Genomic DNA, 11154 nt, shown 5'->3' on the forward strand with positions numbered 1-11154 from the left:
TTGGATTCAAGTTGGGCGAGGTGGCAGAGCGGCTACTTGGCGCAGCTCAGCTCGGCATAGTTGATGCGGTTCACGTCGACGTTCGGCGAGTAGCCGGTACAACCTTTGCGCAGGCCGGCCACCACCGAGGAGAAGACCGGCAGGATCATCCCGCCTTCCTGCGCGACCATGCGCTGGGCATCGCGATAGAGCTTGTTGCGCTCCTGCTCATCCGAGGTTTGCCCGGCCTTGACCACCAGCGCATCGAAATCCGCCCGTTTCCAGTGCGTCTCGTTCCATTCCGATTCGCTGTTGAGCGACAGGGTCAGGGCTTCCGCAGGCGGACGCGCACTGGTGTACGAAATCACCGCCGGTTTCTTCAGCCAGATGGTGTCCCAGTAACCCTCGGCCGGCGAGGTAATGACATTCACTTTGATACCGGCGGACGCTGCCATCTGGGCGTAGACCTGGGCCAGCAACAGCATGCCGGGATAGGAGTCGGACGTGTAAAGATCGAACGCGATGCCATCGGGATGACCTGCCTCGGCAAGCAGGGCCTTCGCCCGTTTGATGTCAGCGGCTTTCGGCGGTGTGCCCAGACTCAGTGGTGAGCTGGGGGGTATCGGCGTATCGCCGCCCACTTCGCCATAGCCCAATAACACGGTATCAAGGATGGTTTGCCGATCCATGACCAGCTTCAAGGCTTCACGTACCCTGACATCATCGAAGGGCGCGGTGTTGGTCCAGACCGCCAGGTACAGCGAGGTCGCACCCGGGGTCGATACGAGATCGACTGCCGGATTGCCCTTGAGCGTGATCAAGCTGGCCGGATCGACGACCAGCGACAGATCGATCGAGCCCGACAACAGCGCCGACAGGCGCGAAGTCGCTTCGAGGCTGGTGGTTATTTCAAGGCAATCCGCTTTCGGCAGACCGGCGCGCCAGTAAACGGGATTGCGCCGCATGACCCGCACAGGACCGTTGGTCGTGAAGGTTTCCTGCATGAATGGTCCGGTCCCGTCGCCCTTGGTCCGCAGGTCTGCACCCTTGGCGTTCTCGGGCACCATCAAGGCGTACTTGGTCGCGATCAACATCGGCAGTTCGACCACCGGCGATTTGACTTTGAATCGCACGGTATTCTTGTCGACCGCGGTGATACCGGCGGGGTCGAGGAAGGAGAGGGTGGAAAATCCGCCAGGGGAGATGGCCGGGTCGAGCAGGCGCCGATAGGAATAGACCACGTCCGCCGCATCAAAATCGGAACCGTCGTGGAACTTCACCCCTTCGCGCAGATGGAAAGTCCATTCGGTGGCGTCCGCGTTGGATTCCCACGATTGTGCCAGGACCGGAATCGGCATCATGGTATTGCTGCGGTCGACCAGGGGTTCGTAGATGGCGCGTATGTGATAGACACTGTCGGTGCCGATCAACGCCGCCGGGTCCATCGTCTGTTTCTCGCCGTCCGATTCGTACCCCAGCACGCGCACGCATTTCTCTGCGGCCGAGACAGCGGGCACCGACAGGAAACTGGTTCCGAAAACCAGCGCAAAAGCCGAGGATGCAAGCAAACTACGTTTCATTTCAGTGCCCCTGGTTTATTTTTATGAGCCGAGTATGAAATTGCCTTGCCCCCCAGGCAAACGAGTATATTTAACCCCCGCTTGAATTTTTTTAACGTCGCGAGCAAGCATGATTTCGAGATCGCTTCCCCCCCTGTCGACGCTGAAAGTCTTCGAATCCGCTGCGCGATTGCGAAGCTTCAAAAGTGCCGCCGAAGAGCTGAGCCTGACCCAGTCGGCCATCAGTCATCAGATCGCGTCCTTGGAACGGTACCTCGGGACAGCTCTGTTTTGCCGATTACCGGGTCGGGTAGAACTCAACGAAAAAGGCGAACTTTACTTTCCGGTGATTCAGGATGCCCTGGATCGCATCGCGCTCACCACCGACCTCATTCGTGAGAAACAGACCCAGACCTCGTTGACCGTGCAGGTCTATGTCACCGTGGCCGTGCGCTGGCTGATTCCAAAACTGCAAAAATTCAAGGAGGCCTCGCCGGAGATTGCGGTCAGCCTGGACGCGAGCCTGCTGGATTGGGAGTTCAATCCCGCCCGTGCCGACGTCGGGATCATCTACACCCGTACGCCGGATCGACCGAACCTGACCTATACGCTCTTGCGGCAGGAGCGGCTTGTGGCGGTCTGTTCAAAGGAGATGGCCAAGGCCATTGCGACGCCTGACGATCTGCGTCACGTCCCGTTCCTGGCGATTTCCGGGGCCACTGAAGACTCTTCGATCTGGGCCCGCAGCATCGGTCTGCCCAACCTTGTGCAAAAAAACGCGCCGCGGTTCGACAGCTGTTTGCTGGCGATTGAGGCGGCGATCAGCGGACAAGGCGTGGTGGTGGTTCCGCAATTCCTGGTCGAGGCCGATCTGCGCCTGGGCACTCTGGTCCTGCCCGCGCAATCGGACGTCATGCAGCCCGGAGGTTGGTATCTCGCCCATCTGCAACGGCGTGGCAACGAACAGCCGATCAGAAGATTCCTGGACTGGATTCAATCGCAATGACGCTGTGGGGCGGCGCTTCACGCATCGCCTGACCCGGGCAGGCCACTCTGGTCGATCAGCCCACTTTTAAATCCGTCGAAACTTCGAAGTCAGCGTGGCTGTCCAGACCTTTACACCTCTCAGGACGACTCTCAGGTTGACGTCCTCGGGAATGCTCTGCGCATCGGTGAACGGCGAGGAACGACATGACAACGACAGTGGGTGATTTTCTGGTTGAGCGACTCAGCCAATGGGGCGTCACGCGGATTTTCGGTTATCCGGGGGACGGCATCAATGGGGTGTTCGGCGCGTTGAGCCGGGCCCAGGGCAAAATCGAATTCATTCAGGCCAGGCATGAAGAAATGGCCGCCTTCATGGCTTCGGCCCATGCCAAATTCACCGGCGAACTCGGTGTGTGCATCGCCACCTCCGGCCCCGGCGCCTCGCACCTGATCACCGGACTGTATGACGCGCGTCTGGATCACATGCCGGTATTGGCGATCGTCGGACAGCAGGCGCGTGCTGCACTCGGCGGTCACTATCAGCAGGAGCTGGACCTGGTGTCGATGTTCAAGGACGTGGCGGGTGCGTTCGTGCAGCAGGCCTCGGTGCCGGCGCAAGTCCGGCACCTGGTCGACCGGGCAGTACGCACGGCGATCGGCGAACGTCGCGTGACGGCAATTATCCTGCCGAGCGATCTGCAGGACGCCGAGTACCAGGCGCCGGCCAGGGCTCACGGCACCGTGCATTCCGGCGTCGGCTACAGCAAGCCGAAGGTGGTGCCCTATGGGGCTGACCTGCAGCGAGCGGCCGAGGTGTTGAATGCGGGTGAAAAGGTGGCGATCCTGGTGGGCGCCGGCGCGTTGGGCGCGACCGATCAGGTGATCGCGGTGGCTGAAAAACTCGGCGCCGGAGTGGCCAAGGCACTGCTGGGCAAGGCCGTGCTGCCGGACGATTTGCCCTGGGTCACCGGCAGCATCGGTTTGCTGGGCACCGAGCCCAGCTACAAGCTGATGATGGAGTGCGACACCTTGCTGATGATCGGCTCGGGTTTCCCGTACTCCGAATTCCTGCCCAAGGAGGGGCAGGCGCGCGGGGTGCAGATCGATCTGCAGCCCGACATGCTCAGCTTGCGTTACCCCATGGAAGTCAACCTGGTGGGTGATGCCGCCGAAACACTCGCGGCACTGGCGCCCTTGCTGGAACAGAAAACATCGCGCCGATGGCGCAAGAAGGTCGAAGGCTGGCGCAGTACCTGGGAGAAAACCCTGGAGAAGCGCGCGATGGCAAAAGCCAAGCCGATCAATCCACAACGGGTGGTGTATGAGCTGTCGCCACGCCTGCCGGAACTGGCCATCATTACCAGCGATTCGGGTTCGTGCGCCAACTGGTTCGCCCGCGACCTGAAAATTCGCCGTGGCATGAAGTGTTCGCTCTCTGGCGGGCTGGCTTGCATGGGCGCCGCGGTACCCTATGCGATCGCGGCAAAATTCGCCTATCCGCAGCGCACCGTGATTGCTCTGGTGGGGGATGGCGCGATGCAGATGAATAACATGGCCGAGCTGATCACCGTCGCCAAGTATTGGCGGCAATGGGAAAACCCGAAATGGATTTGTGCCGTGTTCAACAATGAAGACCTCAATCAGGTCACCTGGGAGCAGCGGGTGATGGAGGGCGACCCCAAGTTCGAAGCTTCGCAGAACATCCCCGACGTGCCATATCACCTGTTCGCCATTTCGATCGGGCTCAAGGGGATTTTCGTCGATCGCGAAGAAGACGTGGCCGCAGCCTGGGAGCAGGCACTGGCGTCGGACGTGCCCGTGCTGATCGAATTCAAGACCGACCCCGATGTCCCGCCGCTGCCGCCGCACATCAAGCTCGAACAGGCGAAGAAGTTTGCCTCGACCTTGCTTAAAGGCGACCCGAACGAAGCGGGAGTGATCGTGCAAACCGCCAAGCAGGTGCTGGGGGCGGTATTGCCTCGCGGCAAGCAGTGAAACGCTAACGGGTGGGAGCGAGCTGGCCCGTTACATTCTTTAAACCTTCCGATAACGCGAGGGGTCGATACTGAAGACCATAAGCTTCGCTGAATCGAGGGAACGTCAATGATAGGTGTCGTGATACCTGCTCATAATGAAGAAAAACACATTGCCACCTGCCTTTCATCCGTCTTGCTCGCCGCGAAACATCCGGGCCTTGGAGGCCGCCAGGTGACTGTACTGGTGGTTCTGGACGACTGTTCGGATGACACCGACAGGTTGGTCTGTGCGATGGAAGTCACCGCGTTGATGGTCTCTTTTCAGAACGTGGGTAAAGCCCGGGCGACCGGCGCCGAAGAACTGCTCAGTGCCGGGGCGCAGTGGCTCGCGTTTACCGATGCCGACACGGTCGTGCCTCCCGATTGGCTTTCACGCCAACTTGAATTCATGGTTGATGCGGTGTGCGGGACCGTCGAGGTGGAAAGTTGGGCTGAGCATGGGGAGTGGGTTCGTTCCAGGTACATGGAGCGCTACCAGTTCATCGAGAACCATCGCCACATCCATGGCGCCAATCTGGGCCTGAGTGCCGCGGCCTATCGGGATGCAGGCGGCTTCCAGCATCTGGTCGCCCATGAAGACGTTCACTTGATTGCCGAACTTGAACGGATCAATGCGAGCATCATATGGACCGCGACCAATCCGGTGGTTACCAGCGCGCGCAGGGATTACAAATGTTGTGGCGGCTTTGGCGAATACCTGGTGTCACTCAGTGCCGAGTCCAGGTGGTAGTGGCCGGGTGCATGTCGCTACCCGGTGGCAGGGCTATTTTTTGACTTCGCCCTGAATTCGCATCCAGTCCTCATAAGCCTCGATCCGTTTGCTATCTGCTAGTGCCTTGGCCTCGGTGAATTTCGCCAGGGCCGAGGGCCTGTCGGCAATCTCATCCAGAATTTTATAAGCGATAGCGTCCAGTCGATCCGCCTCGAAAAAAAGCTCGGTATTGCGCGCCATTTCTTCGTCTCGATCCAGATCGGCATCCTTCAGGATTTTCCTGGTCATGATCCGCAAACCTCCGTTGATCCAGCGCCGGCTTTCTACCTGATGAGTGAACGCTTCAGAGAAAATTCAAAAAGATTCAGGGTTAATGTAAGTAATTGATAAATTTTATAAATCGCCAGTGCTCAGGTGCTCCCGTGGCGCGGGTGAGTGCACGTGGCCGTCAGCGATCCTGTTGCCGGTCCCGTTGACGATTCATGGCGAGCAGGCAACCGCCAAACAACAGCGCGGCGCCTGCCGCAAGCATCAGCGAAGGGCGAGGCGCAGCGGCAACCGCATGGTCTGCGGCTCGACTGATACCGCCCGATGCCCCGTCGAGCTGCGCCTTTTTGTCGTGCAGTGGCCGGGTCAGCTGACTGGGCAAATCATCGGCGGCGTCCTCGATTTTTTCCGTGAGCGGATTTCCCTGCACGCTGTAAGGCACCCGGTTGATCTTCAGCCGTGCGCCGTCGGCCAAGGTCAACGTCAGGTTTTCGATGGTGCCGGCGACGAGTTCCGGATACACCGGCTCTCCGCCAGGGTTCAGCTCGTCGAACAGAAACCGTTGACCTTCCAGCCAACCGATCGCCGTCTGCAATTGCGGCTGCAAGTAATACTTTCCATCGAGGAAGAAGCCAGGGAACAGGTGCGTGCGTTCGCCGTTTTCGATGGCATAACGCTCCCCGGGTTTCATACCGGTTGATGGGTCGATCATGGTCAATCCTCCTCTGCTGGTGAGCGATAGAGGTCGGGGTGAAAACAGGGTTCCATCGAGATGACTGAATGTCGTATTTCACTTCACAACGCGTCGCTCATCATTCCTTTGGAACTCCCGACAACTCCGCTTCGTCCCTTTAAATGAGGGGGGCTACGGGCATTTCGTGGCGGACCCTGTAACGCTTTTTTATATGGAAGGCGAGGAACGTCATGAATACTTCAGACACCAGAGCTGGGACTCAGACAGACAATCAAGACGACATCGGGAGACCCGAACAAGACTTTCAACATTTGAAGGAGGACGTCACGCAGGTGCTCGGCGGCGCGAGGCAACAGGTGGATGCGCAGTTCGGGCAGTACCGGGATACCGCGGCGGATCAGATCGAGGCACTGGCCGAGGGCGCCAAGTCTTTCGTGTCCGAACTGGAAAGCAAGGACGCGCTTGGCATGTCCGACTACCTCTCGGACATGGCGCAATCCATGAGCGGCCTGGCAGGGAGTCTGCGCGGCAAAAGTGCCGAACAGTTGCTCCACGACAGTGCCGACCTGGCGCGTAACAATCCGGCCCTGTTCATTGCCGGCAGCATCGCGCTGGGCTTTGGCTTGTCGCGCTTCCTGAAAGCCGGTAGCAGCCCCGCAGCAACCGTTGCAGGTGCCGATAAACCGGCCACCGCCAACTCGATGCCCGAATCGGACGCTTATGGTGCGCAACGCCCTTATGAAACCTCCGTTGCCCCGCGCTCCGATTCAGGGGCAGGCCTGGCCACCGGTATCACACCGGCCTCGCCGAGTGAGCAAGACCACCCTTCGGACTTTGCCACGTCGTCGACCCCTGGTTCGACATCCTTCAAAGGAGAGCTGTGATGAACAGAAAAGATCCGGATCTGCCAAACACAAGACCGCTGTCCGTGCCTGAACAGGACGCTTCGGTCATCGGACTGTTGCGCCAGCTGTCCCGCGAAGTGCCCGACCTCTTCACCAAGGAACTGGCGCTGGCCAAGGCCGAATTGCAAGCCAGCCTCACTACGCTCAAGGCCGGCATTGCCAGCGTGGCGGGTGGGGCGATCGTGCTGCTGGCGGGGTTCATCATCTTGTTGATGTCCGCCGTCTACGGCCTGAGCCTGTTCATGGCGCCGTGGTTGGCCGCGCTGATTGTCGGCGTAGTGGTGATGATCATCGGGTTCGCCATGCTGCAAACAGGTAAAAAACAATTCGAGCCGTCCCACTTCAAGCCCGAACGTACGCTGGACGCCTTGAGCAAAGACCAGGAAGCGCTGCGGAGGAAAGTCTCATGAGCCGTGAATTTGAAATCGAAGCAGACAAAAGTCCCGAAGCCATCGAACGTGAAATCGATGCGCAACGGGCCAGCATCGGCAATATCGTCGATGCCCTGGAAAGCAAATTCACTCCGGGTCAGGTATTCGATCAGGCATTGAGCATGATGCAAAGCAACGGCACGACGTTCCTGACCAACCTGGGGACCAGTGTCCGTAATAATCCGGTGCCCGTGGTCCTGACTTCCGTCGGGCTGCTGTGGATGATGATGAGCCAGAACCGTCCACCGACGCCACGTCCGGCCTATCGAACCGGTCCGGGCCCGGTCGCCAAGGCTGGGGAGTGGGTCGATGGCTTGAGCGACGGTATCGACAGCGCCCGTGACCATTTGCACCAGAGCGCCGATACCCTCAAGGAAGGCTATCAGTCGGTCAAGGGCAAGGCGGCGAACCTGGGCGATAATCTGGGCGCGGCCAAGGAAAACATCAGCCATGCCGTGCATGATGCCAGTGACCGGCTGGTCCACAGCACCCAGGCGGTCAGTCATCAGTTTCGCCATTTGCTGCAGGAACAGCCGCTGATGGTCGCTGCTGCGGGCATTGCATTGGGCGCGATGTTGGGCGCGGCATTACCTTCGACGGCGACTGAGCAACGCTACCTGGGCAAGACCAGCGCAGGCCTGGCCGACAAGGTCAAGCAACAGGCCAAGGAGGGTTTTGAGGCGGTGCGCGATACGGTGACAAAGACGACGGATCACCCGGAGATGGACGGTAAGCCGGATGGCGAGCAGCGCCCGGCAACTACGAACGAAGCGAGCGCAGGGAGTGCAGGGAGTGCCGCCGACCTGTCGCGAGGGCTGGGTACTTCGTAAACAGGCGGTGACGGGAGGTCTGCAACGGACCTCCCGTTTTGGTTCAGGCCACAGCAAACTTCGATTCACCGGCTTTACAGTGAGTTCCAAGTCCCGCCATCCGCGACCGGGACATCGTTCAAATCGAAGGGATTGACCCCTTCCAGGCAGCCGACATTGAAACCGAACTCTTCCGGATTGGTGCTGCGGCGGTGGTGCGTATAGGTGCCGCAGTTCTTGCAGAAGTAATGCTCGGCCACGTGCTTGCCAAACTGATATCTCGACAACGCGGTCTTGCCCCTGATCACCTTCAGGTCTGCCCAGGCGACTGCTGCGACGACCGAGCCTTTGCGTTTACAGAACGAGCAGTCGCAGCGGTGCGGACTGGGAACACCGTCCGGCAAATGGATCTCCAGAATGACGGCGCCACAGTGACAACTGGCCCGGTGATGCGGGCGGATAGCGGTGTTGCCGATTTTCTTCAGCATCACGCTGCCCTGATCATTGATATCGGTGATCACGAATTGCTGCGGGTTTTGGGTCATGACGTTGAAACCTCTGTCCAATCCAGTTTTGCGGATTCGCGCCATTTAACGTCAGTGACTCCATACTTCTCCGCTTGAGGCTTGGAGATGATTTTAAGCGGCGGTCGGCCCGGTTTAGGGATGGAAGCTATTCCGGCATCACAGCTTGCCCAGTGCCATGCATCGGCATTGCGCATCATTTTTGCCCGGATGATGAACGACTTCGGCTCCCCGTGAAGCTTGTATTCAATGACGTAAAGACCGGTATTCATGAGACCCCCTCCATTTGCTCATAGACAAAGGAGTGGTCGCGTCAAAAAAAATTCAAAAGGATTGCCTGGCCCTGATTACTGGTTGATTTGGATCACATAAAGCGATTTCAGACTTTTTACTGTAGCTGATTTTGGCCAATGTGCCGCTTTCATCAGCCACTGACTTTCCAGTGGCCTGACGGAGAAGATGGCCGTGGGGTGAGCGTTGTCAGTCTGCTGGGCGAGCGGGTGTTTCAGACATTGGCGTCCATCTGCGTTCGACGGGGCAATCAGGTGAGGGGAAGCATCATTGTGATTGGAGAAAGTTGCGGGCTGCGGATGAACCCGGCCTTTTCATAGAGTGTCACCAGCCTTTCATTCAGCGGGTGGACTACAAGGGCGGTTGACCCGACTTCGCTGGATGCTGCGATCGCACGGATAATGGCATCTCTGAGCAGGTCAATCGACAGCCCGGTGCCTTGAGCGGACTTGCATACCCCCATCCGCCCCAGAATCGTGATCGGATGCTGGTCGGGTGAATTGCGTTGTGCCTTCTTGGGTACCACGTTTGCGCGAATGATCATGCCGCTCGACAACGTGTAATAGCCAACGACGGTTTTGCTGCCCTTCAGGCAAGTGACGAACACTGTGGCAAATCTGGAGTCCTGAACCTTGGAAGCCTTCTTTGCCAAGTATTCGTTGATCGAATCATCACAACAATCGAACGCGCTCAGATCGTGGATGTCCTTCAGTTTTTCCGGGGCGGTCAGCTCCAGCGAGGTGGCCTTTCCAGCAGTTGGCGCAGACATTCGTTACTCCTTAACGGATTTGACTCCAACGCTTGTTCAAATGCATCAAACTCATGGTTGGCAAGGACGAACAGACGTTGATCCAGAATGACTTCCTCAGCTTTTTTACAAGCAGCATCCAGGATAAAGCTTGTCCGATCGCTTCCCGAAATGGCTGCGGCCACATCGATCAAGTCTCGTTTTCTGAAATCGACCCGCATGTTGATCGGGACGGGTTTGGATCTGTCTGTTGCAGCAGCTTTTGCAGGCAATAGAGTGGTCATGGTCTTGGTCCTGTTTTTCGGGGGGCACCTGTAAGTTCCCACGTTAAAGTATAGGCAGTCTGTGTAGTAGACGTCTACATGTAACGCAAAAAGCTATACGGGCGTCGCGACAAATTCGGTCCGTGAGATGGCGGTGGTCCGGGTGAAATTCCCGGCCACCGTGCGAACGCCTGTGCAGGTTGACTGCGAGCGCCAGCGGGGTCAGCCCTTGGCTGCCATCGCGGTGACTTCAACCCGCATGCCTTCCACTGCCAGAGCGGCCACGCCAACGGCGGCGCGCACCGGCCAGGGCTTGGCGAAGAAGCGCTGGTAGACCTCGTTGAAGGCGGCGCGGTCGGCCATGTCGGTGAGGTAGATGGTCAGGTGCAGAACCCGATCCATGGAACTGCCGGCACGCTCGAGGGCGACCTTGAGTGCCTGCAGGGTGCACTCGCTTTGCTCGGTAATGCCGCCCAATTCCAGGCTGCCATCGGCGTGGGTGGGGATCTGGGTGGAGACCAGGAGGCCGCCGAAACCGGCGACGTCGGAGGAGATGGAGTCCGCGTCGGGATCGGGTACGAAGGTGATGTCGTGGTTTGCCATGGGGATCTCTTGTTCAGGGGTGATGAGGGTGGCGGCCTTGCGCCTTGGGGCAGGGCGATGGACCGCTGATTCTACATCGACCGCGTGGAAAAGCCCGAGTGAGCGAGGGGGCTTGCCTCTTTTGTTCGGTGCTTGCTCGCTAAGGCGGCTGACATCCGGTATCGATGTTGGCTGACATGGCCTCTTCGCGGGCAAGCCTCGCTCCTACAGGGAATCGGGGCGTACACAAGTTCCGAGTGCGGCGAAGATCCACTGTGGGAGCGAGCCTGCTCGCGAAGGCGGGCTGGCATCCGGCATCGATGTCGTTCAGGGTGAGATGAACTCGCCGCAAGTGTGATCACGTGAG

14 protein-coding genes are annotated in these 11154 nt (G+C 58.9%); 6 read left to right on the plus strand and 8 right to left on the minus strand.

Going from position 1 to position 11154, the window contains the following annotated elements; translation table 11 throughout:
- Nucleotides 1-32: 32 nt before the first annotated feature.
- Complete coding sequence (locus ACA041_RS11520) at nt 33-1559, minus strand: ABC transporter substrate-binding protein (protein WP_497441199.1); 1527 nt, start codon at nt 1557-1559, stop codon at nt 33-35.
- A gap of 109 nt (nt 1560-1668) precedes the next feature.
- Here ACA041_RS11520 and ACA041_RS11525 point away from each other — a divergent pair, with 109 nt between their 5' ends.
- The 3 genes from ACA041_RS11525 to ACA041_RS11535 all read left to right on the plus strand — a co-directional run bounded on the left by ACA041_RS11525 (nt 1669) and on the right by ACA041_RS11535 (nt 5291).
- Entirely contained in the window at nt 1669-2544 is an 876-nt protein-coding gene (locus tag ACA041_RS11525) for a LysR substrate-binding domain-containing protein (protein WP_497441200.1), read from the plus strand.
- 185 nt (nt 2545-2729) lie between these two features.
- Entirely contained in the window at nt 2730-4520 is a 1791-nt protein-coding gene (locus ACA041_RS11530) for a thiamine pyrophosphate-requiring protein (RefSeq protein WP_497441201.1), read from the plus strand.
- Nucleotides 4521-4628: 108 nt separating this feature from the next.
- A complete protein-coding gene (locus tag ACA041_RS11535) occupies nt 4629-5291 on the plus strand; it encodes a glycosyltransferase family 2 protein (protein WP_497441202.1) in 663 nt (220 codons plus the stop codon).
- A gap of 33 nt (nt 5292-5324) precedes the next feature.
- Here the strand turns inward: ACA041_RS11535 and ACA041_RS11540 are convergent, their stop codons facing one another.
- Together ACA041_RS11540 and ACA041_RS11545 are read right to left on the minus strand one after the other, a co-directional pair.
- Nucleotides 5325-5561, minus strand: coding sequence for a hypothetical protein (locus tag ACA041_RS11540; protein WP_497441203.1), 237 nt, complete (start codon nt 5559-5561; stop codon nt 5325-5327).
- A gap of 160 nt (nt 5562-5721) precedes the next feature.
- Complete coding sequence (locus ACA041_RS11545; RefSeq protein WP_497441204.1) at nt 5722-6252, minus strand: short chain dehydrogenase; 531 nt, start codon at nt 6250-6252, stop codon at nt 5722-5724.
- A gap of 212 nt (nt 6253-6464) precedes the next feature.
- Here ACA041_RS11545 and ACA041_RS11550 point away from each other — a divergent pair, with 212 nt between their 5' ends.
- Genes ACA041_RS11550 through ACA041_RS11560 form a run of 3 tightly spaced genes read left to right on the plus strand, consistent with a single transcriptional unit; the run spans nt 6465 to nt 8400 of the window.
- Nucleotides 6465-7118, plus strand: a complete 654-nt coding sequence (locus ACA041_RS11550; RefSeq protein ID WP_497441205.1) for a hypothetical protein — start codon at nt 6465-6467, stop codon at nt 7116-7118.
- Nucleotides 7118-7549 carry a phage holin family protein gene (locus ACA041_RS11555; protein WP_497441206.1) on the plus strand — a complete coding sequence of 144 codons (432 nt, stop codon included), beginning with the start codon at nt 7118-7120 and terminating at the stop codon, nt 7547-7549. Before ACA041_RS11550 ends, ACA041_RS11555 begins: the two co-directional genes overlap by 1 nt.
- A complete protein-coding gene (locus ACA041_RS11560) occupies nt 7546-8400 on the plus strand; it encodes a DUF3618 domain-containing protein (RefSeq protein WP_497441207.1) in 855 nt (284 codons plus the stop codon). The genes ACA041_RS11555 and ACA041_RS11560 overlap by 4 nt, the downstream gene beginning before the upstream one ends.
- A 74-nt stretch (nt 8401-8474) precedes the next feature.
- Here the strand turns inward: ACA041_RS11560 and ACA041_RS11565 are convergent, their stop codons facing one another.
- From ACA041_RS11565 to ACA041_RS11585, 5 genes are all read right to left on the minus strand, one after another.
- Nucleotides 8475-8867 carry a GFA family protein gene (locus tag ACA041_RS11565; RefSeq protein ID WP_497442055.1) on the minus strand — a complete coding sequence of 131 codons (393 nt, stop codon included), beginning with the start codon at nt 8865-8867 and terminating at the stop codon, nt 8475-8477.
- Between the two features lie 53 nt (nt 8868-8920).
- Nucleotides 8921-9175 (minus strand): DUF6555 family protein, encoded by a 255-nt coding sequence (locus tag ACA041_RS11570; RefSeq protein ID WP_497441208.1) that lies wholly within the window; start codon nt 9173-9175, stop codon nt 8921-8923.
- A gap of 269 nt (nt 9176-9444) precedes the next feature.
- A complete protein-coding gene (locus ACA041_RS11575; protein WP_497441209.1) occupies nt 9445-9963 on the minus strand; it encodes a GNAT family N-acetyltransferase in 519 nt (172 codons plus the stop codon).
- Nucleotides 9921-10226 carry a type II toxin-antitoxin system TacA family antitoxin gene (locus ACA041_RS11580; RefSeq protein WP_497441210.1) on the minus strand — a complete coding sequence of 102 codons (306 nt, stop codon included), beginning with the start codon at nt 10224-10226 and terminating at the stop codon, nt 9921-9923. The genes ACA041_RS11575 and ACA041_RS11580 overlap by 43 nt, the downstream gene beginning before the upstream one ends.
- A 201-nt stretch (nt 10227-10427) precedes the next feature.
- Nucleotides 10428-10808, minus strand: coding sequence for a RidA family protein (locus tag ACA041_RS11585; RefSeq protein ID WP_497441211.1), 381 nt, complete (start codon nt 10806-10808; stop codon nt 10428-10430).
- Between the last annotated feature and the right edge of the window lie 346 nt (nt 10809-11154).

Source organism: Pseudomonas sp. LBUM1676 (genome assembly GCF_059695605.1).